Source organism: Erwinia sp. Eh17-17 (assembly GCF_039675725.1).
Taxonomy (GTDB): Bacteria; Pseudomonadota; Gammaproteobacteria; order Enterobacterales; family Enterobacteriaceae; genus Erwinia.
The window spans coordinates 978,608-1,003,759 of the sequence record NZ_JBDFQT010000001.1; the positions used below are offsets into that span (position 1 = coordinate 978,608).

Genomic DNA, 25,152 nt, shown 5'->3' on the forward strand with positions numbered 1-25,152 from the left:
CCCGCCTGTTTTTGCATAGTAAGTCATTGCATCCTGTCGCCTCAGTCCGTAGAATCCCCCGCCACTTTCAGGCATTTCGTTGCCTTTTATGGCCTGATATCTTGAGTTAAATCCAGCATGGTCGTGACAACTGGTTTTTTATTCTGTAAGCGGAGTTATTTTTGGACAAAAAGTTAGGTCTGAGCGCGCTGACGGCGCTGGTACTCAGCTCAATGCTTGGCGCGGGCGTCTTCAGCCTGCCGCAGAACATGGCGGCCGTCGCCAGCCCGGCCGCCCTGCTGATTGGCTGGGCGATCACCGGTGCAGGGATCGTGCTGCTGGCGCTGGCGATGCTGCTGTTAAGCCGTTTAAAACCCGAGCTGGATGGCGGGATTTTCAGCTACGCGCAGGCGGGGTTTGGCGAGCTGATTGGCTTCTGCTCGGCGTGGGGCTACTGGCTGTGCGCGGTGATCGCCAATGTCTCCTATCTGGTGATCGTCTTCTCTGCGATGAGTTTTTTCACCGACTCACCTGGCCATGTCATTTTTGGTGACGGCAATACCTGGCAGGCGGTCCTCGCGGCCTCTCTGCTGCTGTGGCTGGTACACGCGCTGGTGCTGCGCGGCGTTCAGACAGCAGCCAGTATTAATCTGGTGGCGACGCTGGGGAAACTGCTGCCGCTGGGGCTGTTTATCCTGCTGGCGATCGCCGCCTTCCACTACGATCGCTTTCGCTTTGACTTCACCGGCATTGCGCTGGGGAAACCGGTCTGGCAGCAGGTGAAAGATACCATGCTGATCACCCTGTGGGTGTTTATCGGTATTGAAGGCGCGGTGGTGGTGTCATCCCGCGCCAGACACCGCCACGATGTTGGCCGCGCCACGCTGCTGGCTGTCAGTGCCGCTCTGGCGATTTATCTGCTGGTCACGCTGCTGTCCCTGGGTATTGTCCCGCGCGCTGAGTTAGCGGAAATGCGTAACCCTTCTATGGCCGGGCTGATGACCTCGCTGATTGGCCCGTGGGGCAACCTGGTCATTGTCAGCGGATTGATTGTTTCCGTCTGCGGTGCCTACCTGAGCTGGACGATTATGGCGGCCGAAGTGCCGTTAATTGCCGCACGGCACGGCGCTTTCCCACGCGGCCTCAGCCAGCAGAATAAACGCGGTGCCCCTGCCGCCTCGCTCTGGCTGACCAACGGCTGTGTGCAGGTGTGCCTGATCCTGATCTGGCTGACGGGTTCCGATTACAATACGCTGCTGACGATTGCGTCTGAGATGATTCTGGTGCCCTACCTGCTGGTCGGCGCCTATCTGTTTAAGGTGGCACGCAGCTTAAACAAGCCGGGGGCCATGCTGGTGGCGCTGGGGGCCAGCGTTTACGGGCTGTGGCTGCTGTACGCATCAGGTCCGATGCATCTGCTGCTGTCGGTGGTGCTTTACGCACCGGGGATGCTGCTGTTCCTGTATGCGCGGCGCGGCGGCCGTGGCGCACGGTCACTGTGTATGGCAGAGAAATCGATGATGGTGTTACTGGCTATTGCCGCAGTGCCTGCGGCCTGGATGCTGGCCCACTAAGGGTCAGTGTGCCACCAGCGGGATGATCACGCTCAGACGCTCGTCGCGCTGCTTCAGGTCGAGCGGACGGGCGTACTCCTGGCGAATGGCGACCAGCTGCGATTCTGACAGCGGGTAAGGCAGTTGAATATCAAACTGCTTAATCTGCTGCTGATGAGCAAGAGTGATCAGCCGGGCGATGTTAATTTCATCGCTGACCTGAGTGGAGATGATTTGCAGTGCCAGATCTTTTAGCGGCTCGCTGGAGGAGCGCGGCGCGTTCGCGGGCTTACGGGTGATCATGCCAAAAAACGGGATCACCCCGTAGATAGCGTCCACAAAGCTCCAGCGCTTTTTACAGGAGGCGGAAAGGAAATCGATATAGTTGAGGCAGATGCGATCACTGTATTCAGCTGAAGCCAGCTTCTGTTCTGACACTCTTCTTCTCCTTATCCATTTCGACATAAGAACTGCCCTAACCGGGTCTTGTTAATACACCTTCTCAGGCGGGGGATATAATGACATATTCGTCCAGAATTGCACTACACTCCCCCAATATTTAATGTGGATAATGGTCGTTACGGTCAGGAAAGGATAAGCTACCGTTCTCCATCGCCTGATATTCGGCCCTATGAACAAAATTGTATTTGTTGAAGATGATAAAGACGTCGGTGAACTGATTGCAGCCTATCTCGGGCGGCATGACATTGATGTGATTGTGGAAAGCCGGGGAGACCGCGCTGAAGAGACCATTGCCGCGGCCAATCCCGACCTGGTGATGCTGGACATTATGCTGCCCGGCAAAGACGGTATGACGCTGTGCCGCGATTTGCGCAGCAACCGCGGCTGGTCAGGTCCCATCGTACTGCTGACGTCACTCGACAGCGATATGAACCATATTCTGTCGCTGGAGATGGGCGCAAACGACTATATCCTTAAAACCACGCCCCCGGCCGTGCTGCTGGCGCGCCTGCGTCTGCATTTGCGTCAGGCCGGCGTCAGCGGCCAGAATGAAGAGATCGCGCCGGGTATTGCCGGGCAAAAGGCCCTGCTTTTTGGCACCCTGAGCATCGACCCGATTAACCGCCAGGTGATGCTGTCTGGTGACATCGTTGCCCTGTCTACGGCAGACTTCGACCTGCTGTGGGAGCTGGCAACCCATGCGGGGTCGATTCTTAACCGCGATGCGCTGCTGAAAACCCTGCGCGGCGTCAGCTATGACGGGATGGACCGCAGTATTGATGTCGCCATCTCGCGCCTGCGCAAAAAACTGCTCGACAGCGCCACCGAACCTTACCGGATTAAAACCATCCGTAATAAAGGCTATTTGTTCGCTCCACACGCCTGGGATGCGCAGTAATGAAGAAGCTGTTTATCCAGTTTTATCTGCTGCTGTTCGTCTGTTTTCTGGTGATGGCGATGCTGGTCGGGCTGGTGTACAAATTTACCGCCGAACGCGCCGGGCGTCAGTCGATGGACGACCTGATGAAAAGCTCGCTGTATCTGATGCGCAGTGAACTGCGTGAGATCCCCCCGCGCGACTGGAATAAAACCATCGATAACCTCGATCTTAATCTGTCGTTCAAGCTGCACATTGAGCCGATGAGCAAATATCAGCTCGATCCGAGAACGTTACACCGCCTGCGCCAGGGCGAGATCGTGGCGCTGGACGATGAGTACACCTTCTTACAGCATATTCCCCGCAGCCACTATGTGCTGGCGGTCGGGCCGATCCCCTATCTGTTTTATCTGCATGAGATGCGCATTCTCGATATTGCGTTACTGGCCTTTATTGGCATCTCGCTGGCGCTGCCCGTTTTTATCTGGATGCGGCCACACTGGCAGGACATGTTGAAACTGGAAAATGCGGCGCAGCGCCTGGGTCAGGGCCATCTGGATGAACGTATTCATTTTGACAGTGCCTCCAGCCTGCTGCGACTCGGCGTTGCCTTTAATCAGATGGCAGACAATATCAACACCCTGGTCGCCAGTAAAAAGCGGTTGATTGACGGCATCGCGCACGAGCTGCGCACTCCGCTGGTACGGCTGCGCTATCGTCTGGAAATGAGCGACAATCTGACAGAAGCAGAATCAGCCGCACTTAACCGGGATATCGGGCAGCTCGAATCGCTGATTGAAGAGCTGCTGACCTATGCCCGCCTTGACCGTCCGCGGGTCGATTTAAATCTGCAAACCCTCGATCTTGCCGAGTGGTTACACGAGCGGCTGGATGATATCCGCTCGGTCAATCCGGGGTTTGACATTACGCTGGATACCCCACAGCGAGAAAATATTGGCGTTGCCGATACCCGCCTGATGGAGCGCGTGCTCGATAACCTGGTGAACAACGCGCTGCGCTACGCCGATCGGCGTTTGCGCGTCGGTCTGTGGTTCGACGGTGATACCGCTTTTCTGCAGGTGGAAGACGATGGTCCGGGCATCCCGCCCGATGAGCGTCAGCGCGTATTCGAACCCTTTGTTCGTCTTGACCCAAGCCGCGACCGCGCGACCGGAGGCTGCGGGTTGGGTCTGGCTATCGTACATTCCGTGGCTCAGGCGTTTGGTGGTTATGTCACCATCGACAGTAGCCCGCTTGGAGGAGCCAGCGTGCGTTTCTGCTGGCCGATCTCCCCTACACTGCTCTCTTAACGAACTCATTAAGGAACTCTATGTCTTCTGCCTATGCGAATCTGACCCGTACCTTCCAGCGCCTTTCCCGTTTTGGTCATCTTTCTGCCATTGCCGGCTGGGACATGATGACAATGATGCCTGCCGGTGGCAGCCGGGCACGCGGTGAAGCGCTGGCCGAACTGAGTGTACTGCGCCACGAAATCCTGACGGCGAAAGACGTGGGTGTCTGGCTGCAACAGGCGCAGCAGGAGGACCTGGATGATGTGGCGCAGGCTAACCTGTACGAAATGCAGCGCGCCTGGCAGCAGGCATCACTGCTGCCCGCCTCGCTGGTAGAAGCCAAATCAATTGCCGGGTCACGCTGTGAACATGCCTGGCGCCAGCAGCGGCCGGCCAATGACTGGGCAGGGTTCGCCGCGAATCTCAAAGAGGTAGTAAAGCTGAGCCGTGAAGAGGCGGAGATCCGTGCTCAGGCCAGCGGCAACTCACGTTACGATGCTCTGCTCGATGTGTTCGAACCCGGCATGACCAGCGCTAAACTCGATAAAACCTTCGGCGACCTGAAGCAGTGGCTGCCTGACCTGTTACAAAAAATCGTGGCGCAGCAGGCTGACGAGAAAGTCGATCGTCCTGCCGGTCCCTTCCCGCAGGCGGCCCAACAGCAGCTGGGGCTGGCGATTATGCAGCAGCTGGGTTTTGATTTTAATGCCGGACGTCTGGACATCAGCGCCCATCCGTTCTGCGGCGGCGTGCCCCAGGACGTGCGCATCACCACCCGTTATAACGAGGCGGAGTTTATCAGCGCCATGATGGGGGTGATTCATGAAACCGGCCATGCCCGCTATGAGCAAAATCTGCCGAAACAGTGGGCCGATCAGCCTGTGGCACTGGCTCGTTCAACGGCGATCCACGAATCCCAGAGCCTGTTCTTTGAAAAACAGCTGGGCCGCAGCCCGGAATTCCTCAGCCTTATCCGCCCGCAGGTACAACAGCTGCTGGGCGATCGCCCTGAGATGGAAGAGAGCAATTTTATTGCGCTTAATCAGCGCGTGAAGCCCGGCCTGATCCGCGTTGATGCCGATGAAGTCAGCTACCCGGCGCATGTGATCCTGCGCTATGAAATTGAACGTGCGCTGATCGCCGGTGAGATTGAAGTCGACGATATCCCGGCGCTGTGGGATGAAAAGATGCTGTCGTGGCTGGGGCTGGATACGCGCGGTAATTACCGTGATGGCTGTATGCAGGATATCCACTGGACTGACGGCGCATTTGGCTACTTCCCGACCTACACGCTGGGTGCCATGTACGCCGCACAGCTGTTCCAGGCCCTGAAACGCGCCATTCCTCAGGTCAACGAGCAGATCCGCCAGGGTGAACTGCAGCCGGTATTTAATTGGTTACAGCAGAACATCTGGCAGCACGGCAGCCGTTTCAGCACGCGGCAGCTGATTGAAAACGCGACCGGAGAAGATCTGAATCCTCAGTATTTCCGCCAGCATCTGGAAAGCCGTTATTTGAAATAAGCGGACGCGGGTCAGGCTTGCCTGACCCTGTTTGCCCAGACAACAGGCCAAAGGGCGGGTTATGTCCGCCCGTGTTTAAACGCCCAACCCCCCGTTCGTACAATCGGTTACACGCCGATACCAATCACTCACGGAAAGCCCTCTCTCATTCCCTTATAGTCTTTTCACCGGCCCCAGAGTGGGCTGACACCTGAACTAAACACCTTGAGGGTTTTGCAATGAAAAAATTATTTGCTCTGGTTGTCGCTGCTACTATGGGTCTGTCTTCTGTTGCGTTTGCTGCTGAAACCACTGCGGCTCCAGCTGCACCAGCGGTAGCAACCTCCACTACGGCTGCACCGGCACCAGCGAAAGCCACTGCCAAACATCACGTTAAGAAACACAAGAAAGCCGCTGAACAGAAAGCTCAGGCCGCTAAAAAACACCACAAAGCGAAAAAAGCCCCAGCGCAGAAAGCTCAGGCCGCTAAGAAGCACCACAAAGCGGCAGCTAAGCCAGTCGCTCAGAAAGCTCAGGCGGCTAAAAAGCATCACAAAGCGGCAACCAAACCTGTAGCACAGAAAGCTCAGGCCGCTAAAAAGCACCACAAAGCAGCCACCAAACCTGTAGCACAGAAAGCGCAGGCGGCTAAAAAGCATCACAAAGCGGCTAAAAAACCTGTCGCTCAGAAAGCTCAGGCCGCTAAAAAACACCACAAAGCAGTTAAGAAAACCGCGCCTAAAGCGTAACAACGACGGCCGGGGTGTTCTCCACTCCACGCACATGAATTAACTCAAACACCCGGTCTTACCGGGTGTTTCTTTGAGGAGTTTCGGATGATGGTGCGTCGCTATTTATTCGAAATCATTCTGGTGACGATGATTATTTGCGGTGTCGTGGCTGCCAGCTTTTACCTGTAATATCTGTTTCTGTAGCGTGCTGATATTCCAAATTAATCTCCCTTTTGTGCCACTATCCGTCTATAGTTACTGCACTAACATAACCACTAATATCCACGTTTTTCCAGCCTGAGAAAAATATGCGTCTGACCGCTGTGTTATTGATAGGTTGCCTGGCCATTTCGTTCTATTCCCATGCCGATGAGGGTGAGCGGAGCCAGGCCGATACTCAAACGTTATTCTTCGGAAAAGACGATCGCCAGCCGGTTGAAAATACCGCCTCGGCACCGTGGGAAGCCATCGGCCAGCTGGAAACGGAAAGCGGTAATCTGTGCAGCGCCACCCTGATTGCCCCTCATCTGGCCCTGACCGCCGGTCACTGCCTGCTCTCTCCTCCGGGGAAACCGGATAAAGCCGTGGCGCTGCGTTTTATTTCCAGTGAAAACAGTGGCTGGCGCTATGAGATTCACGATATTGAAGCAAGGGTTGATCCTGCTCTGGGGAAAAAACTGAAAGCAGATGGCGACGGCTGGATTGTCCCGTCTTCGGCTGCACCCTATGATTTTGGCCTGATTGTGTTACGTAATCCTCCATCGGGTATTGTTCCCATCCCGTTGTTTAACGGGTCACGTAAGGATCTGACTGCCGCGTTAAAAACCGCCGGTCGCCGCGTCACGCAGGCGGGCTATCCGGAAGATCATCTTGATACGCTCTACTCCCACAGCGACTGCCTGGTCACTGGCTGGGCGCAAAAAACCGTGCTGTCTCACCAGTGCGATACCCTGCCGGGCGACAGCGGCTCCCCCCTGCTGCTGAAGGTTGACGGCGCATGGCAGCTGATTGCAGTACAGAGTTCAGCACCCGCAGCAAAAGACCGCTATCTGGCCGATAACCGGGCAATTGCCGTTACCGCATTCCGCGACAGCCTGGAAGCGCTGGCGCAGTAAATACGCTTGCCCGCCGTCAATGGCGGGCACCGTTACACTACCACCTGCTCCATGGCCTGAAGGATGCGCTTTTCAGAGATGGGATAAGGCGTTCCCAGCTGTTGCGCGAAGAAACTGACGCGCAGCTCCTCAATCATCCAGCGAATATTCTGCACCTCTTCATCATCTTTTCTTTCCGGCGGCAGTTTGTTAAACCACTGATTCCACGCCTGCTGCACGGACTCCACCTTCAGCATACGCGCCCGATCGCTGTGTGGATCGACCGCCAGCTTCTCCATGCGGCGCTCAATTGCCTGCAGGTAACGTAGCGTATCGCCCAGCCGTTTCCAGCCGTTTCCGGTAACAAACCCGCGATACACCAGGCCCCCCATCTGCGCTTTAATATCGGAAAGCGCCAGCGCCATGGTCATATCCACACGCCCTTTCAGACGCTTATTGATGTTGAATACCGAGGTCAGGATCTGCTCGACCTTTTTGGCTATCTCCACCACCGTGTCATTCAGTTCGGCCCGCACTTTATCGTGCAGATGAGCGTAACCCTGCTCCTGCCAGGTCGGACCGCCAGACTCAGCGATCAGTTTATCCACCCCGCAGGCAATGCAGTCGTCAATCAGGTCGAGCACCTTGCCGTAAGGATTAAAATAGAGCCCCAGCTTGGCCTTGTTGGGTAATTTTTCATGCAGATACTTAATCGGCGAGGGAATATTTAACAACAGCAAACGCCGCTGTCCGCGCCACATCGCCTTTTGCTGCTCATGCTGCGAGTCAAACAGGCGGATCGCGACGCTGTCCTTCTCATCGACCAGCGCGGGCCAGGCTTTAACACTGTAATTTCCACGTTTTTGTTCAAAATGGTCCGGCAGGTCGCCAAAGCTCCAGATATGCAGCCCGCTCTGCTCCAGACCGTCATCCGCCACCTGTGACAGCGTTTCCTGAACTTTCCCTTTCAGCTGTATCTTCAGCGCCGACAAATCTTTGCCTTCCGCCAGCCTGCGGTTATTTTCATCGACGACGCGGAAGGTCATTTTAAGATGATCGGGCACCTGTTCCCACTGCCAGGCTTCGCGATCGAGAGTCACCCCCGACATACGGCGAAACTCACGCTCCAGCGACTCCAGCAGCGGCAGCTCCAGCGGGGTGACCCGCCCCAGGAAGGCATCGGCGTAGTTTGGCGCGGGGACAAAGTTACGGCGTAACGGTTTTGGCAGCGATTTAATCAGCGCTATCACCAGTTCACGACGCACGCCGGGGATCTGCCACTCGAAACCTTTCTCCTCCACCTGGTTCAGCAGCGGCAGCGGCACATACACCGTGACGCCATCCGCATCTGTGCCGGGCTCAAACTGGTAGCTGAGGCGCAGCTTGAGGTTGCCCTGATGCCAGAAGTTGGGATAGTCGAGTTTACTGACGTTCTCCGCCCCCTGTTTAATCAGCATCTCGCGGGCAAAATTGAGCCGGTCGGGCGCTTCGCGGCTGGCGGTTTTCCACCAGCTGTCGAAATGACGGGCCGAGACGACGTCAGGACTGATGCGCTGGTCGTAAAACTCAAACAGGGTTTCGTCATCCACCAGAATATCGCGGCGGCGGGATTTGTGTTCCAGCTCCTCAACTTCTGCACGCAGCTTCAGGTTAGCTTTAAAGAAGGCGTGCCGCGTCTGCCAGTCGCCCTCAACCAGCGCGTGGCGGATAAACAGCTCACGCGACAGGACCGGATCGATCGGGCCATAGTTCACCTTGCGCGCCGCCACAATGGGCAGGCCATACAGTGTGACTTTTTCACTGGCCATTACCGCACCCTGGGCTTTTTCCCAGTGCGGTTCGCTGTAGCTCCGTTTCAGCAGATGCTGCGCGATCGGTTCAATCCACTCCGGCTCAATGCGGCCGGCAATGCGCCCCCACAGCCGGCTGGTTTCCACCAGTTCAGCGACCATCGTCCACTTCGGCGGCTTTTTAAACAGCCCGGAGCCGGGGAAAATCGCAAAGCGGGCATTACGCGCGCCGGTGAACTCCTGCTTGTCGGTATCTTTTTGCCCTATGTGCGACAGTAAGCCGGTCAGCAGTGCCGTATGAATTTCGCGTATTTCCGCCGGTTCGCTGTTCACCGGCAGCCCCAGCTCCCGCACCACCTGGCGCAGCTGGGTATAGATATCCTGCCACTCACGCACCCGCAGGTAGTTGAGATAGTCGGTTTTACACAGGCGGCGGAAGTGGCCGGATGACAGCGCCTTCTGCTGCTCCTGTACGTAATTCCACAGATTAACAAAGGCGATGAAATCAGAGTCTTTATCGGCAAATCGCTGATGTTTCTCGTCAGATGCCTGCTTTTTCTCCGCAGGTCGCTCACGCGGGTCCTGAATCGACAGGGCTGCGGTGATAATCATCACTTCGCGCACACAACCATATTTCTGCGCTTCCAGCACCATCTTCGCCAGGCGCGGATCCACCGGCAGCTGCGCCAGCGCCCGCCCGGAGGTTGTCAGCTGATAGTGCTGATTCTCCTTCAGGGTAATCGCGCCCAGCTCTTCCAGCAGGCGCACGCCATCCTGAATATTGCGCTGGTCTGGCGCTTCCACAAACGGGAACGCGGCAATATCGCCCAGCCCCAGCGCGGTCATCTGTAAGATGACCGAGGCGAGGTTGGTACGCAAAATTTCCGGATCGGTAAAGGCCGGGCGGCTGAGGAAATCATTCTCGTCGTACAGACGAATACAGATCCCCTCAGAGACGCGGCCGCAGCGCCCTTTACGCTGGTTGGCCGACGCCTGTGATATCGGCTCGATAGGCAGGCGCTGAACTTTGGTGCGGAAGCTGTAGCGGCTGATGCGCGCCGTACCGGGGTCAATGACGTATTTGATGCCGGGCACGGTCAGGGAGGTTTCCGCCACGTTGGTAGCCAGCACAATGCGCCGCCCGACGTGAGACTGAAACACGCGGTTCTGTTCGGCATTCGACAGGCGCGCATACAGCGGAAGCACTTCCGTATGCGGCAGGTCGCGCTTCATCAGGGCATCCGCCGTATCGCGAATTTCGCGCTCCCCGCTCATAAAGATCAGGATGTCGCCCCGACTCTCATGGCCCAGTTCATCAACGGCGTCAAAAATAGCCTGTAACTGGTCACGCTCAGTGTCGTCTGCGTCTTCCACCACCGGACGGTAGCGCACTTCGACCGGGTAAGTGCGCCCGGAAACTTCAATCACCGGTGCATTATGGAAATGACGTGAAAAACGCTGAGGATCGATGGTCGCTGAAGTGATGATCACCTTCAGATCGGGGCGTTTGGGCAGCAGCTCGCGCAGGTAGCCCAGCAGAAAATCGATATTCAGACTGCGTTCGTGCGCTTCATCAATAATGATGGTGTCATACTGCATCAGCAGGCGATCCTGCTGGATTTCAGCCAGCAGGATACCGTCGGTCATCAGTTTTACCTGGGTCGTCTCTCCGACCTGGTCGTTAAAACGCACTTTGTAGCCCACGCAGCCGCCGAGCGATGTCTCAAGCTCTGTCGCAATACGTTCAGCGACGGTTCGCGCTGCCAGACGGCGCGGCTGAGTATGACCAATCAGCCCGCGGATCCCCCGCCCCAGCTCCATGCAGATTTTCGGCAGCTGCGTGGTTTTACCTGACCCGGTTTCCCCGGCCACAATCACCACCTGGTGATCGCGTATCGCATCGGCAATGTCCTGTTTCTTCTGGCTGACCGGCAGGTTTTCCGGATAGCGGATGGCAGGCGCGGCGGCGCGGCGGGCATCGACACGCCGTTCCGCCGTGGTGATATCCCCGCTAATTTCCTCAATCAGCGCCTGGAGAGACGCGGGGTTTTTAATTTTTTTTGCCCCGTGCAGACGGCGCTGCAGGCGCTGGCGATCGCGCAGCATCAGCGAATCCAGCCGTGAGAACAGCGGGGTCAGAGCAGATTGTGGCGTGTCAGACATGTTAGTAGAACTCACTTTGTTGCCGATGACAGAGGCAACATGGATTGAAAATGGATTGAGAATTAGGCGTAGTGTAACACAGACAAGCACTTAGCGTTTTAATTGCCCGGCGCGTCTTATTCAATATTTTCGAACATTGATATCGAAAACTCGCACTTACACTCACGGCTTTTTATCCGTAGAGTGTCATTCATTGAGCGGGCAACGTTCCGCATGACATCAACAGGAAAAAAACCATGAGCAAAGTATTAGTACTGAAATCAAGCATTCTTGCCGGTTATTCTCAGTCTGGTCAGTTAGCCGATCACCTGGTTTCCGAGTGGAAAGCAGCGCACCCAGGCGACGAAGTCACTGAACGTGACCTGGCGGCCAACCCGATTCCTGTTCTGGACGGCGAACTGGTTGGCGCTCTGCGTCCTTCCGATGCTGCCCTGACCCCACGTCAGCAGGAAGCACTGGACCTGTCCAATGAACTGATCGCTGAACTGCAGGCGCATGATACTATCGTTATCACCGCCCCGATGTACAACTTCAACATCCCAACTCAGCTGAAAAACTACTTCGACCTGGTTGCCCGTGCAGGCGTTACGTTCCGCTACACCGAGCAGGGTCCGGAAGGCCTGATCAAAGGGAAAAAAGTGGTTGTACTGTCAAGCCGTGGCGGCATTCATAAAGATACCCCAAGCGACCTGCTGACCCCTTACCTGACCCTGCTCCTGGGCTTCCTGGGCATGAGCGACGTGCAGTTCGTCTTCGCGGAAGGCATTGGCTACGGCCCGGAAGTGGCGGCTAAGGCGGCCAGTGATGCAAAACACGTGATTTCGCAGATCGTTACCGCCTGATTCGCGTAATTTCAGGTTGAGTTTACCCTCCTCAACCTGTGCGGTGGCACTGTGTCGGTGCCGCCGCTATTTCTTCAGCCACTGACCGTTAATTCCCCGCACGTACTCTCCTGGTTTCGCTCTCTCAACCAGTTTCTTCCCGGCAATGTCGGCCACATCGCGCGTGGTGAGATTGTTCTGCTCAGCCAGTCGCTGATACTCCTTACTGCGCCCCTGGTTAATTTGTTTTACCAGCGCCTGGGTTTCGGCATTCTGCTGAACAGCGGCAATGTAGCCATTCAGCGTTTCACCGACCAGCCCCTGCTCCCTGGCCTGATCCAGCGTCAGTGCCATCGCCGCTGGCGACATCATCAAACAGCCCAGTAACCACCCGCAGTAAAGTCGTTTCATTGTCTGCACCTCAGAACAAGCCGCTCTGGTTTTTTAATAACGCTTCCACGTCCTTATCCACCTTGATATGAATTTCATGCTCGATTTTGACGTTCATATTGATGGTAATGGGCTCTTTTGGCGCGGCCACTTCAATACGCGGAATGCACCCGCAGAGAAGCAAAATGCCGCTTACGATCCACAGGTTAATCAGGGCTTTCATCACTGTTTTCCTTTTGCGATGGCAGGGTGGCGTTCTGTTCCACCCAGGATTGCAGGTTATCGCCAAAGCGCAGGCTGCGCCAGAGCTGGAACAGATTTTCCTGCTGGCTGTAGTTCAGCGCCACCCGCTGGTTACGGTTACTGAAACGGCTGGTGCCATCGACTTTAGCGGTCATTTTCAGCCAGCCGAGATTATCGAGATCCAGCGTTGCCCAGCTGCGTGAGATCTCCATGTAACGCAGCCAGTCGATGGCCGCACCGGCAGCAATATTATTATTGCTGATGGCATCGGCCATATCTTTATCCATTCTCACCGTCAGCGGGCCGCTGTTGGCCACCCAGCCATCTTTCACCAGCCAGTGGGTGTTGTTTAACCACAGCGGCAGCGCGCCGTTAATATAACCGGACATCGCAATCTGTTTGAGATTCATCGCGCTGACCAGTTCAGAGAGACTGAGGTGCGAGAGCTTAACGGTTGCCGCCTGGGTTTGCGGCATCTGTAAGCTGGCCATGCTCAGGGTGCCACCGAGCACATCGAGACTGACATCACTGAGCGTCAGCGGGCGATTCTCGCTCCACGGATACCAGCCCTGAAGATCGGCGGTAACGTTCTGCATGGCAAACTGGTTTTTAATTTCTTTGATACGCAGCGACACCGGCCCGTGTACGCCGAACTGCCATTCATGGGCTTTAAGCCGGAACGGCAGGGAAAAATCGATGCCGTTAAATTCGTTGTCAGGCATCAGGACGCTGCCGTTGCTGACCAGCCAGTGCCCTCCTGCCTCCAGCCCCTGATCGCTGGCGGCAGAGAATGCGACCAGCGCTTTCAGGGTACCGCCCTGAATCGCCATTTTCAGGTCAGGGCTGAGCAGCGGCTGAAACACATTAAGCGGCTGTTCCGGCCACCACATCTGGCCGCGCAAACGCTCACCGTCCCAGCGTCCACTGACCTGAACCGGGCCAATTTTTTTCGCATGCAGGTCGCCTTTAAGCTGGAACCCTGCCGGATCGCGCCCTTTCACCGTTAATCTCAGGGTGGACGGCGGCAGGAATCCGCCGCTGCTGAAGCGTGTTTCCTGCGCCTTGAGCGTTAGCTGCCCGTCGAAGGTCGGTGTTTGCGGGTCACGCTGCCAGCGAACCGGGGCGTCCAGCGTCAGCCTGGGGGCACGCATCGTGACGCTGCCGTAAGCCAGCTGGTCAAAACCGGTGGAGAGCGATGTCAGTTCAATCAGGCTATCCTGCCAGCGCCCCTGCCCTTTAACGTCCCATTTTGCCGCCAGCGGGTTGAGGAAACCATCGCCCCAGTAACGCCAGCGCCATTGTCCTTTATCCGGCCAGAAATCACTGGCACGCCCGTCAAGATGCAGGCGAAAACGGCCCGTTTCGCTATCGTGTGCGCTGAGAATGGCCTGTAAGCGCCCGTCGATACCGGCGGAGGAAATGGACACGCCCGCCAGCGGCCAGCGCGCTTCATCGACTTCCAGAGTAGACAACAGGCGCCCTTTCATCCGCAGCAGCGCGCCGGGATGCATCAAAATCTGAGGGTCGGTTAGCGGCCCACGCAGTTCCCCCGGCAGGCCGGCAAAAAATTGCAGGCTGTCGAGTTTGCTGTCACCCGTTAACCGGAACGGCAGCTGACTGTTGAGCCAGTCAAGCCGACCAGGTCCGAGGGTCAGGACCACGTTACCTTTCCCCCCCAGCCCCTGAGTCAGCAGGTTGAAACGGCCGACAATTTCGGTCGCCTGCAATCCCTGCTGCCAGCCTTTTCCTGTCAGCGTAAATCCGCCGGAGAGCGGCTGCCCGGCCCACGGCCAGCTCCACTCGCCCTGCTGTACAGCAAAGGTTTCAGGCGTGATCTGCCAGGGAACCGTCAACAGCGGCTGCGGCTGATTTTTAGCCGTAACCATCAGCCGCCCCTGTAACTGCTGCCACTGCAGTTGAAGATGGAGAGGTTCGGGTACACCAGCCAGTGCCAGATCGCCCTGTAATGCCCCCCGGTCGGGAACCGTATCGGGGATCGCTGGCAGCGTCAGCGTACCGCTGAGACTGATGGGTTCCGGCACACCGGGTGCCTGCACGCTAAACGACTGCAACACCAGCTGCTGCCCGTTCAGCCGGGCTTCCAGTGACAGATTTTTTCCCTGATAACGCAGATGCTGTTGCCCGGCGTCAAGTTCCAGCTGTAGCTGACCCGCCCAGTTCTGCCAGGGATTAAGGGTTAACTGTTTAACGGTGACGCTGGCACTGGGCAGCATCTGCTGCCAGTCAGCCAGCGTGCGCGGCGCGGTGTGGTTGTCATCCGTAGCGAGACGGGCCGCACAGGCGGTCTCGACGGTAGCAACATCGACGACAAGCTGCCAGCGCGCCTGGCGATAGCTAAGCGCGACGCCTTTGACACTGGCCAGCTCACAGTCACCCACATAGTAATGGGCTGCGGGCAAACGCAGCGCGCCCTGCTGCCAGTGAAGCCGGCCATCAAGCGTGATCGCCGTTTCTGCAGGCAGCCAGATGCCGGCCAGTCGGGGTAGCCAGTGGGTCAATGTCAGAAAAATACCGGTCAGCAGCAGGACAGCTGACATCAGTACGGCAAGCGCGACTTTCCAGCCCCGATTCATGGAACATCCTGTTCAGTCCGTGATTATCCCGTAAATGATGGCACGGAATGCCGGCAGGGTGAAGTTTTTCGCCAATAATCAACCGACTCGCTACTTTTTTCCGCAGGTAAACCGCTTCCCCCCTGCCGCGCAGGAGATTAATTGTTACACTGCCTGATGACTTACGCACGGCTAAAGGAAAAAGGCGATGAAACTTGCGGTATATAGCACTAAGCAGTATGACCGGAAATACCTTACGCAGGTCAATGAAGACTATGGCTTTGAACTGGAGTTTTTCGACTTTCTGTTAAACGAAACCACGGCGAAAAACGCCGTAGGCTGTGAGGGAGTCTGCATTTTCGTCAACGACGACGGCAGCCGTAAAGTATTAGAAGAGCTGGCTGAATTAGGCGTGAAGTATATTGCCCTGCGCTGTGCCGGTTTTAACAATGTCGACCTCGACGCGGCCCGTGAGTTAGGCTTGCAGGTGGTGCGCGTTCCGGCCTATTCACCGGAAGCCGTGGCTGAGCATGCGGTGGGGATGATGATGACCCTGAACCGCCGTATTCACCGGGCCTATCAACGCACCCGTGATGCTAACTTCTCCCTGGAAGGTCTGATTGGCTTTAACATGCACGGCCGGACCGCCGGGGTGATTGGCACCGGAAAAATTGGTATTGCAGCACTCCGTATTCTGAAAGGCTTCGGCATGCGACTGCTGGCTTTCGACCCTTATCCAAGCCCGCAGGCGCTGGAGCTGGGTGCCGAGTACGTCGATATAAAAACGCTGTTTCGCGAGTCCGACGTGATCACCCTGCACTGTCCGCTGACGGAGGATAACCATCATCTGCTGGACAGCGGCGCCTTCGCTCAGATGAAAGACGGTGTGATGGTGATTAACACCAGCCGCGGTGCGCTGATAGACTCACAGGCGGCAATAGACGCGCTGAAGCAGCAAAAAATTGGCGCACTGGGTATGGATGTATATGAAAACGAACGTGATTTGTTCTTTGAGGATAAATCGAACGACGTGATTCAGGATGATATCTTCCGCCGTCTGTCGGCCTGCCACAACGTGCTGTTTACCGGCCATCAGGCTTTTCTGACCGCCGAGGCGCTGACCAGTATTTCACAGACGACGCTGGAGAATTTGCGTCTGCTGGACAAAGGCGAGCCGTGCGCGAACGTGCTGAACGCAGGATAACCCGTGCATAAGGGTCGGGGCATGCCCCGACCCTGCAATCAGCGTGCGCAGCTCCCGTTCATCAACGCACTCTCTCCACAGCGCCGCCCGTTAGCCATCTGACACATTCCCACGGAACTGCCGTCCAGCTGGCGCGATAATGCCAGCGTACCCCCGGCGTTCGCACAGGCGCTCTCAGCCATATCAGCCATCACTACCCGCGCCGGGGCGTGGGCCGCTGTTGCCTGCTGTGGCGGTTCATTGTCACTGTCGCTGCTACAGGCTGACAATAATAATGCGGCTGCCGCCAGCAGGAATGAGGCTGCTTTCATCTGTAAACTCCGGGTCAGGTGCGCTGGAATGCGGCAGTTAGCATAAGCTAGGTTTCCAGGCAGGTCGATAGCTGTCACGTAATTTTACAAAATCATCGGCAAGAAAATATCAATAGCCCGCCGTCTTATTTTATAACTACCGGTTCGAGTTAAGGCACTACCGCAGTGGTGGATAAGGAGAGTGGATGACGGTCGATCTGTTAATACGCATTGCGCTCGCGGGGGCGCTGGGCGGTTTAATTGGCCTGGAGCGTCAGCTAAGGGCAAAAGAAGCGGGTTTACGCACTCACATTCTGGTGGGCATCGGCAGTGCCATGTTTATGATCGTCTCAAAATATGGCTTCGGGGATATTCTGGCGCAAAGCCACGTCGGGCTGGACCCCAGCCGTATTGCCGCCCAGGTGGTCAGCGGGATGGGCTTTCTTGGTGCCGGCACCATCATTATTCAGAAACAGATTGTCAAAGGATTAACCACCGCTGCCGGTCTCTGGGTCACTGCGGCCATCGGGCTGGTGATCGGCAGCGGCATGTATGAGATCGGGATTTACGGTACGCTGCTGGCGCTGCTGGTGCTGGAAACCTTCCGCCGTCTCAGCTACTGGATTGTCGGCCGCCACCATACGTTCATCTTTCATCTGAAAGCCAAAAGCGTTCCGCTGGTTTTAATTGCCCTGCAACAGCATCGGGTACGGACCGGTCAGATTTCCGTTGTTAATCGCGACGCCGAAAGCGGACTCTGTGAAATGATGGTTGACGTGACACTGTCACGCAAGCGTGAACCTCATCAACTTTATGATACCCTGTTGGAGATCAAAGGCGTACAGTCAGTAGAAATGCACTGAAGCCAGAAATGGCCATGCCAGGCAGGCGTTTTCGTGCCAGGCTTACAGGCCTGAGATTTGAGTGGCGGGCTGGCGTAACGTCAACCACGCCACAGTTTGATGTTACTGAAGGAGAAACAGATGTCTGATAAACCGATTCTGATCGTGGCAACCTTTGCCGCAGCGACAGGCAAAGGCAATGAACTGTATGAAGTGCTGAACCGCTGCGTTGCGCCCAGCCGTCTGGAAGAAGATAACGTGCATTACGATCTGTACCGTAGCGTTGAAAACAGCGATCTGTTTTTATTCCACGAAACCTGGAAAAGCGCTGCCGCTATCGAAAAACATGAAGCGCAGCCCCATTTTCAGGCGCTACTGGCCGGCGTGAAAGGCCTGCTGGCTGAACCACCGGTCATCACTAAGGTGTAATCCGACCCGTCGGGGGCGATCTTGTTTGTCGATCGACCCCGATTCAGAACCGTTTATTTCAGTAAACGCGCCCGGCACGACTTCCCTTTGATCTTCACATCTTTCAACTGCCCCATCACCTGACGTGCCTGCGACTGGCGGATAGCGACATAGGCCTGCGTCGGACCGATATCGATTTTACCGACCTGATCCCCCGTCAGACCGCCGTCTCCGGTCAATGCCCCCAGAATATCGCCGGGGCGAATTTTCGCTTTACGGCCGCCGTCCAGGCTTACCGTCACCATCTCTGCCGGTAACGGCTTAGCGGCGATGGACTTCAATTCAGAGACGTTGCGCCAGGTCAGCTTCTGCTGCAGATAGTCTTCCAGCGCATGGGCGCGAACCATCTCATCCTGAGCCACCAGGCTTACGGCGAACCCTTCCTGCCCGGCGCGCGCGGTACGGCCAATGCGGTGTACGTGAACTTCCGGGTCAAAGGAGAGCTGATAGTTCACCACCATCGCCAGCGATTTAATGTCCAGCCCGCGCGCCGCCACATCGGTAGCGACCAGCACGCGGCAGCTGCCGTTAGCAAAACGGATCAGCACCTGGTCACGGTCACGCTGCTCAAGGTCACCGTGCAGCGCCACGGCGCTGATGTTCGCCGATTCGAGCGCATGGGCAATATCATCGCATTCACGCTTGGTGTTACAGAACACCACGCAGGAGGACGGCTGGCGATCGCTCAGCAGGCCAATCAGCGCCGTCAGTTTCTCGCGCGGACCGGCTTCATAGAAGGTTTGTTCGATAGCGGGCAAATCAGACACGTCTCCGGTTTCTACCGTCAGCGGGTCGCGCTGAACGCTCTGGCTAATCTGGGCAATGCCCTGCGGCCAGGTCGCGGAGAACAACAGCGTCTGACGCTGCGGCGGACAGTGGCGAATGATGCTGTCGATGTCTTCACGAAAGCCCATCTCCAGCATGCGGTCAGCTTCATCCAGCACCAGCATTTTAATCCCGTCCAGCTTCAGCGTTTCACGCTTCAGGTGGTCAAGAATGCGTCCCGGCGTTCCCACCACAATCTGCGGTGCATGCACCAGTGAATCACGCTGAGCACCGACCGGCTGGCCGCCGCACAGGGTAAGGATCTTGATATTGGCGGTGAAGCGGGCCAGACGACGCAGCTCTTTTGCAACCTGGTCGGCCAGCTCACGCGTCGGGCACAGCACCAGCGCCTGAGTCACATACTGGCTGGCGTCCACGCGGTGCATCACGCCGAGACCAAAAGCGGCGGTTTTTCCGCTGCCGGTTTTCGCCTGAGCGCGAACATCCCGCCCTGCAAGAATAGCGGGCAGAGATTCAGCCTGAACAGGCGTCATTTCAAGGTAGCCCAGTTCGTTCAGGTTTTCGATCTGGCTGGCGGGAAGTTGTGTCAGGGTAGAAAAAGCAGTCACGGAAGAGGTCTCTGGTCAAAACGGACAGGAATAATGGCGCTGATTGTAGCAGATAAGATGTCAGTCGGGGAGAAAAGCGCTGGCGATCGTCCCGCTCAGCGCTGTGTATAGCATAGTCAGACTAAGATAAAACCAACGCGATCAGCAGCCAGAAAATCAGACAGGCGGCCACCATCGCAATCCAGGTGTTTCTCCGGTTCCATTTCATAGATATTCCTTCTCCTTACTTTCGCTCTTTCGCCGTCATTGGATGCAAGATGCCGGGATAAGACGAAATTGTCGGCGGCAAGTATAGTAAAGCTGGGTCCCGGATGTCGCCTGTTTATTATTTTACAAGCCGCGAGCTCAGAAGGTACACCAGCGCCATGCGTTCCCCCCGGAATAAGCAGGAGGACCAGAAGCGATAAAATTGGCAATAAGTACTGGATGAGTTAACGGCAGGATGGGGAAAAACTTCAGTTATTTCTGTTAATTTATGAGGCCCGGATCGCTGAGCCTCATCCGTTTATGTCGCAGGATACGATCCCAGAGGATTAACGGTCGTTGTAGGGATCCTTTTTATCATCGTCGCTGTCGTCCCGCGTGCGTGGGATTTCACCATGCTCGTTGGGATTGTCCCTGGCCGGGTGCGGTTCTTTTTCCGGTTTAGTTTTCTCTTGTGACATCACTCTCTCCACTCGCTTGTTTATTTAAGCGTAGTCGATAGCCCCCTACTCTCAACAATTCGTATGTAAAGAGAGGGGCCTGTGCGCCCCGCTTGCGACTAAAGGTTGGCGACGTCGATATACAGTGATTTATCGATATTGGTGGACGAGACGGTCGCTTCGGTGAAGGCGTATTCGGCTCTGTCACCGCTACGATCCAGCGGTAATGCCTCAAAATCAAACAGATTTCTGTCGGCCAGCTGGCTCGGGCTGATGTTCTGAATCGATTTGAAGACGCTGTCAACGCGGCCCGGCGTCTTTTTATCCCAGTCCACCAGCATGGCTTTAACTGCCTGGCGCTGAAGGTTTTCCTGAGAGCCACAAAGATTACACGGAATAATCGGGAAATTTTTATATTCCGAAAAAGCAATCAGATCTTTTTCACGGCAGTAAGCGAGGGGACGAATCACCACGTTGCGACCGTCATCAGAACGCAACTTAGGCGGCATCGCCTTCATTTTAGCCCCGTGGAACATGTTGAGGAATAACGTCTCAACAATGTCGTCCATGTGGTGGCCCAGAGCAATTTTGGTCGCCCCAATCTTCTCGGCAAAGGAATAAAGTGTACCGCGACGCAGGCGCGAACATAAACCACAGGTGGTTTTACCTTCCGGGATCTTCTCTTTAACCACGGAATAGGTGTCTTTATCCACAATGTAATAAGGGATATCAAGGCTGTCGAGATAGGCTGGCAGAATATGTTCAGGGAAGCCCGGCTGCTTTTGGTCCAGATTCACGGCGATAACGTCAAATTTGATCGGCGCCACTTTTTGCAGGCTCAGCAATATATCCAGCATCGCGAACGAATCTTTGCCGCCGCTCATGCAGGCCATCACCACGTCATTCTCTTCGATCATGTTGTAATCAGTAATGGCAGTGCCAACATTTCTTCTGAGACGTTTCTGGAGCTTATTGATCTCCAGGGTTTCTTTTCTTACATCTACTTGATTCATAAATACTTCTCTGGACCCTGATGGCTTTAGAACGACGTTATTCTGATGACAGCTCAAGCGGGCATTATACGGAAGTTTATGGGTAGGCGAAACATGATAAATAAATGGCGGCTGCCGTGTGCAGAGATGAGCACTGTCCGCCTTTATGCTGCATTCGCGCCGGGCGATGCGTATTAGCGGAAGGGAGGCGGGTCAATAATCGGATGCGGGTCGGCCGGTGGCGGGTCTGGTAAAGGTTGCGGGATGGGAACCGGGCCAGGAACCGGGGCCGGATCGCTTAAAGGTTCAGACGCGCGAATCGGGATAATAAGTTCAGCTGACATGTCTTTCTCCTCAACGGGGTATGAATATTAAGCTTAGGACATCTGACCGCGCTGGCAAACAGGCAAAAAAAAGCCGGCTGTTAGGCCGGCGTCGTACGAATCAAATGTGCTATGCATTAATTCAAAATAGGAAGTAAGACAATATGGAGCGCAACGCCCATCGCTTGACGTTGCATTCACCTGCGGGAAAGAGTTTGCCCTGATCGACGCGGTGGTTTATTGACGTCGATCAGCTTTACCCCCTTTTTCTCTGCCACAGGTCTTATATTCCTTATTGATCACAACCATTTACGTTTTCTTAACCACCAGGCAACGCCGAGCACCAGCATCATCAACATCAGACAGAAGGTGGCAAATCCGTAACGCCATTCACCGCCGGGAATGCCGCCCAGGTTGACGCCAAATAACCCCGTCAGGAAGGTCGTGGGCAGGAAAACCATCGCCAGCAGTGACATGGTGTACGTTCTGCGGTTCATCGCTTCAGCCATTACGGTGCTGATTTCATCTGCCAGCACGCCGGTGCGCGCCACGCTGGCATCCAGATCGTCCAGACCGCGCCCCAGACGGTCGGAGATATCCTGCATACGGCGGCGATCGTCATCACTCATCCACGGCAGACGTTCGCTGGCAATGCGTGAGTAGACATCGCGCTGCGGTGCCATATAGCGGCGCATAATAATCAGCTGCTTACGGATCAGCGCCAGTTCACCGCGCGGCGGCACCTGCTGGTCCACCACCGCATCCTCCAGCTCGATAATCTTGTCGTGCAGCTCTTCAATAAATTCGCTGGTATGGTCGGTCAGCGCATCGCAGACGTCCACCAGCCAGCTACCGCCATCCACCGGGCCGTTGCCGTTTTTCAGGTCGGTCAGCACTTCATCAATGGCAAAGACTTTTCGCTGACGGGTAGAGACGATCAGTTTTTCGTTGATGAACACGCGGATCACCACCAGCTGGTCGGGACGGGACTCGCTGTTCAGATTGACGCTGCGCAGGGTGATCATGGTGCCATCCCCCAGCCGATTAACGCGTGGGCGCATGCTGTCCCCGCCCAGTGCATCCCTGACCGCATCCGGCAGCAGCGGGGTAGATACCAGCCAGTCAGCACTCTCGCGATGGGTATAATTCAGATGCAGCCAGCACGGCTTGTCACACGTCAGCACATCGCTGTCGTCAATCGGGATTAACCCGCCCTTGCCATCTAACTGACAGGAAATAATCGCGTCAGAGACCTGTAATGATTTACCAGCAATAACATCCACGTTTGCGTCGCCCTCAACCTAATCAATACGATGCAGTCTAGCCTTAACGCCCGCCGTTGCAAAATCTCCCCGCTCTGGCGCGGATAAAAAATCGCAACAATATGCAACCCGCGCCCGCTATAAAAGTCGATCGCGGTCACGAAAACCAGTTATTCCCCCCTTACCCTCTTGCTAAGCGCCAGCGACTAAGGAAATATCGCTACAACAAAAACAGGATTGCTACTGATTTTCAGGCAAAACCTAAACCGCTTTTCGCGCCACACTGGCGATGCAGAAGCGGTTTAGGTTTTTTTTTGGCCTGAATTCAGCAACGGCCCGTTGACACAGATGTCAAAACCAGGAGCATTAAGATGAAGTACCAGGTTTTATCAGAAGAGATCCTGCAGGGTGTGGGCGGTAAAGAGAACATTAACTCGGTGATACACTGCGCCACCCGTCTGCGATTTAAGCTTAAAGACAGTCGCAAAGCCGATACGGCGGCATTAAAAGCCAACGCCGGTGTGATTATGGTGGTGGAAAGCGGCGGCCAGTATCAGGTCGTGATTGGCAACCATGTCAGTGACGTCTATCAGGCACTGTTGTCCACCGCAGGATTAGGGGATGACAGCAGCGACGGCCACAGCGAAGAGAAAGGGTCGCTGTTTGCCCGCTTTATTGACATTGTCTCCGGCATTTTTACCCCGTTTGTCGGCGTCATGGCCGCTTCGGGTATCCTCAAAGGGCTACTGTCCCTGGCGCTGGCCTGTGGTGCGATCGCCGAAACCAGCGGCACCTATATTACGCTTTCCGCAGCCGGTGATGCGGTGTTCTATTTTCTGCCGATTCTGCTCGGTTACACGGCCGGTAAGAAATTCGGCGGCAATGCCTTTACTACCATGATTATCGGCGCAGCCCTGGTCCACCCGATGATGATGGCGGCCTTTACCGCTTCGCAGGCTGGCAGCCCCCCGCTGCACTTTTTCGGCATCCCGATGATCCTGATTAACTACAGCTCGTCGGTTATCCCGATTATCTTCGCTGCGTGGTTCTCCTGCCTGATTGAGCGCACGGTGAATAACCGCCTGCCGGGGTCGGTGCGCAATTTCACCACCCCGCTGATTTGCCTGGCGATCGTCGTTCCGGTCACCTTTATGCTGATTGGCCCGGTGGCGACCTGGGTAAGTCAGATGCTGGCGGCGGGCTACCTTCACGCCTACAGCTTTAGTCCGACCTTTGCCGGGGCCTTTATGGGAGCCTTCTGGCAGGTCTGCGTGATCTTCGGCCTGCACTGGGGCCTGGTCCCGATTATGCTGAATAACCTGGCGGTACACGGTGCAGATACCCTGCTCCCGCTGCTGATGCCCGCGGTGCTCGGCCAGGCCGGTGCCACGCTCGGCGTTCTGCTGCGTACCCGTGACCTCAAACTGAAAGGCATTGCCGCTTCGGCGTTCAGCGCCAGCCTGTTCGGCATTACCGAACCGGCGGTGTATGGCGTGACGCTGCCGAATCGTCGTCCGTTTATCTTCGGCTGTATCGGTGGTGCGCTGGGCGCTGCCGTGCTTGGCCTCTATCACACCACCAGTTACTCCTTTGGGCTGCCGTCGGTGTTTACCTTTAGCCAGGTCGTGCCAAAAACCGGATTCGATGCCAGCGTAATTGCGGCAATTGCCGGTGCGTTGATTGCCTTTGTCTTCGCCGCCGTCACCACCTCACTGTTTGGACTGCCGGCCGCAAAAACCACCGTGGAAGAGACGCCAGCGGCACCGATGGCCGTGGCGAATCCTGACCTGCTGCATAAAGAGACGCTGGTCAGCCCGATGAGCGGCACCCTCGTTGCCCTGGAGCAGATAGCGGATGAGACCTTTGCCAGCGGCCTGCTGGGTAAGGGTATCGGCATTCAGCCCACCACAGGCCGCGTGGTGTCTCCGGTCAACGGCACCGTCGCCTCGCTGTTCCGCACCCGGCATGCCATCGGACTGGAAGCCGAAGACGGTTCAGAAGTGTTGATCCACGTCGGTATCGATACGGTGAAGCTCGACGGACAGCACTTTATCGCCCATGTCAGCCAGGACGATAAGGTTCGCGTCGGTGACCTGCTGCTTGAATTTGATATTCCGGCGATCCGCGCTGCGGGATATGACCTCACCACCCCGGTGCTGATCAGTAACAGCGACGACTATATCGACGTGCTGGCAGCCAGCCAGCAACGCGAGGTGGCCGCAGGTGAGCCACTGCTGACGCTGATTAAATAAACTTTATTAAG

The 25,152-nt window shown here is 56.1% G+C and carries 22 protein-coding genes; 11 read left to right on the forward strand and 11 right to left on the reverse strand.

What is annotated here, in order from left to right:
* The first annotated feature begins 161 nt into the window (after positions 1–161).
* Positions 162–1,553, forward strand: coding sequence for an amino acid permease (locus ABEH87_RS04310; RefSeq protein ID WP_346574211.1), 1,392 nt, complete (start codon positions 162–164; stop codon positions 1,551–1,553).
* 3 nt (positions 1,554–1,556) lie between these two features.
* Here ABEH87_RS04310 and ABEH87_RS04315 read toward each other — a convergent pair whose 3' ends face one another.
* On the reverse strand, positions 1,557–1,997 hold the full coding sequence (locus ABEH87_RS04315; protein WP_346574213.1) for a hypothetical protein: 441 nt from the start codon (positions 1,995–1,997) through the stop codon (positions 1,557–1,559).
* Between the two features lie 166 nt (positions 1,998–2,163).
* On the opposite strand from ABEH87_RS04315, the gene rstA reads away from it, so the two are divergent.
* The 5 genes from rstA to ABEH87_RS04340 all read left to right on the forward strand — a co-directional run bounded on the left by rstA (position 2,164) and on the right by ABEH87_RS04340 (position 7,511).
* Positions 2,164–2,892, forward strand: coding sequence for a two-component system response regulator RstA (rstA, locus tag ABEH87_RS04320; RefSeq protein WP_346574215.1), 729 nt, complete (start codon positions 2,164–2,166; stop codon positions 2,890–2,892).
* Entirely contained in the window at positions 2,892–4,181 is a 1,290-nt protein-coding gene (gene rstB, locus ABEH87_RS04325) for a two-component system sensor histidine kinase RstB (RefSeq protein WP_346574216.1), read from the forward strand. The genes rstA and rstB overlap by 1 nt, the downstream gene beginning before the upstream one ends.
* 20 nt (positions 4,182–4,201) lie before the next feature.
* Positions 4,202–5,686 (forward strand): carboxypeptidase M32, encoded by a 1,485-nt coding sequence (locus ABEH87_RS04330; RefSeq protein ID WP_346574218.1) that lies wholly within the window; start codon positions 4,202–4,204, stop codon positions 5,684–5,686.
* A gap of 218 nt (positions 5,687–5,904) precedes the next feature.
* Positions 5,905–6,414, forward strand: a complete 510-nt coding sequence (asr, locus tag ABEH87_RS04335; protein ID WP_346574220.1) for an acid resistance repetitive basic protein Asr — start codon at positions 5,905–5,907, stop codon at positions 6,412–6,414.
* A gap of 290 nt (positions 6,415–6,704) precedes the next feature.
* Positions 6,705–7,511, forward strand: coding sequence for a serine protease (locus ABEH87_RS04340; RefSeq protein ID WP_346574222.1), 807 nt, complete (start codon positions 6,705–6,707; stop codon positions 7,509–7,511).
* Between the two features lie 32 nt (positions 7,512–7,543).
* On the opposite strand, the gene hrpA is transcribed toward ABEH87_RS04340, so the two are convergent.
* Positions 7,544–11,443 carry an ATP-dependent RNA helicase HrpA gene (gene hrpA / locus ABEH87_RS04345; protein WP_346574224.1) on the reverse strand — a complete coding sequence of 1,300 codons (3,900 nt, stop codon included), beginning with the start codon at positions 11,441–11,443 and terminating at the stop codon, positions 7,544–7,546.
* 236 nt (positions 11,444–11,679) lie between these two features.
* Here hrpA and ABEH87_RS04350 point away from each other — a divergent pair, with 236 nt between their 5' ends.
* Positions 11,680–12,285, forward strand: a complete 606-nt coding sequence (locus tag ABEH87_RS04350; protein ID WP_346574225.1) for an FMN-dependent NADH-azoreductase — start codon at positions 11,680–11,682, stop codon at positions 12,283–12,285.
* A 66-nt stretch (positions 12,286–12,351) separates the two neighbouring features.
* On the opposite strand, the gene ABEH87_RS04355 is transcribed toward ABEH87_RS04350, so the two are convergent.
* Genes ABEH87_RS04355 through ABEH87_RS04365 form a run of 3 tightly spaced genes read right to left on the reverse strand, consistent with a single transcriptional unit; the run spans position 12,352 to position 15,491 of the window.
* Positions 12,352–12,675: a YdbL family protein gene (locus ABEH87_RS04355; RefSeq protein WP_346574227.1), complete on the reverse strand. Its 324-nt coding sequence runs from the start codon at positions 12,673–12,675 to the stop codon at positions 12,352–12,354.
* A gap of 10 nt (positions 12,676–12,685) precedes the next feature.
* On the reverse strand, positions 12,686–12,877 hold the full coding sequence (locus ABEH87_RS04360; RefSeq protein ID WP_346574229.1) for a YnbE family lipoprotein: 192 nt from the start codon (positions 12,875–12,877) through the stop codon (positions 12,686–12,688).
* The gene (locus ABEH87_RS04365) at positions 12,861–15,491 is read right to left on the reverse strand and encodes a YdbH family protein (RefSeq protein WP_346574230.1); all 2,631 of its coding nucleotides are present in this window, start codon (positions 15,489–15,491) and stop codon (positions 12,861–12,863) included. The genes ABEH87_RS04360 and ABEH87_RS04365 overlap by 17 nt, the downstream gene beginning before the upstream one ends.
* 187 nt (positions 15,492–15,678) lie before the next feature.
* On the opposite strand from ABEH87_RS04365, the gene ABEH87_RS04370 reads away from it, so the two are divergent.
* Positions 15,679–16,674 (forward strand): 2-hydroxyacid dehydrogenase, encoded by a 996-nt coding sequence (locus tag ABEH87_RS04370; RefSeq protein WP_346574232.1) that lies wholly within the window; start codon positions 15,679–15,681, stop codon positions 16,672–16,674.
* 38 nt (positions 16,675–16,712) lie between these two features.
* Here ABEH87_RS04370 and ABEH87_RS04375 read toward each other — a convergent pair whose 3' ends face one another.
* Entirely contained in the window at positions 16,713–16,985 is a 273-nt protein-coding gene (locus ABEH87_RS04375) for a DUF333 domain-containing protein (RefSeq protein WP_346574234.1), read from the reverse strand.
* Between the two features lie 185 nt (positions 16,986–17,170).
* Between ABEH87_RS04375 and ABEH87_RS04380 the strand changes: the two genes are divergently transcribed.
* Both ABEH87_RS04380 and ABEH87_RS04385 read left to right on the forward strand, forming a co-directional pair.
* Positions 17,171–17,827 (forward strand): MgtC/SapB family protein, encoded by a 657-nt coding sequence (locus ABEH87_RS04380; protein WP_346574236.1) that lies wholly within the window; start codon positions 17,171–17,173, stop codon positions 17,825–17,827.
* A 120-nt stretch (positions 17,828–17,947) separates the two neighbouring features.
* Positions 17,948–18,235 (forward strand): putative quinol monooxygenase, encoded by a 288-nt coding sequence (locus ABEH87_RS04385; protein ID WP_346574237.1) that lies wholly within the window; start codon positions 17,948–17,950, stop codon positions 18,233–18,235.
* Between the two features lie 53 nt (positions 18,236–18,288).
* Here ABEH87_RS04385 and dbpA read toward each other — a convergent pair whose 3' ends face one another.
* The 5 genes from dbpA to zntB all read right to left on the reverse strand — a co-directional run bounded on the left by dbpA (position 18,289) and on the right by zntB (position 22,910).
* A complete protein-coding gene (gene dbpA, locus ABEH87_RS04390) occupies positions 18,289–19,668 on the reverse strand; it encodes an ATP-dependent RNA helicase DbpA (protein ID WP_346574239.1) in 1,380 nt (459 codons plus the stop codon).
* A gap of 533 nt (positions 19,669–20,201) precedes the next feature.
* Positions 20,202–20,333, reverse strand: coding sequence for a hypothetical protein (locus ABEH87_RS04395; protein ID WP_346574241.1), 132 nt, complete (start codon positions 20,331–20,333; stop codon positions 20,202–20,204).
* Between the two features lie 98 nt (positions 20,334–20,431).
* Positions 20,432–21,325 carry a tRNA 2-thiocytidine(32) synthetase TtcA gene (gene ttcA, locus ABEH87_RS04400; protein ID WP_346574243.1) on the reverse strand — a complete coding sequence of 298 codons (894 nt, stop codon included), beginning with the start codon at positions 21,323–21,325 and terminating at the stop codon, positions 20,432–20,434.
* A gap of 173 nt (positions 21,326–21,498) precedes the next feature.
* Positions 21,499–21,648: a hypothetical protein gene (locus ABEH87_RS04405; RefSeq protein WP_346574244.1), complete on the reverse strand. Its 150-nt coding sequence runs from the start codon at positions 21,646–21,648 to the stop codon at positions 21,499–21,501.
* Between the two features lie 278 nt (positions 21,649–21,926).
* Positions 21,927–22,910, reverse strand: coding sequence for a zinc transporter ZntB (zntB, locus tag ABEH87_RS04410; RefSeq protein ID WP_346574246.1), 984 nt, complete (start codon positions 22,908–22,910; stop codon positions 21,927–21,929).
* A 350-nt stretch (positions 22,911–23,260) separates the two neighbouring features.
* Here zntB and bglF point away from each other — a divergent pair, with 350 nt between their 5' ends.
* Complete coding sequence (bglF, locus tag ABEH87_RS04415) at positions 23,261–25,141, forward strand: PTS beta-glucoside transporter subunit IIABC (protein ID WP_346574248.1); 1,881 nt, start codon at positions 23,261–23,263, stop codon at positions 25,139–25,141.
* Positions 25,142–25,152 lie beyond the last annotated feature (11 nt).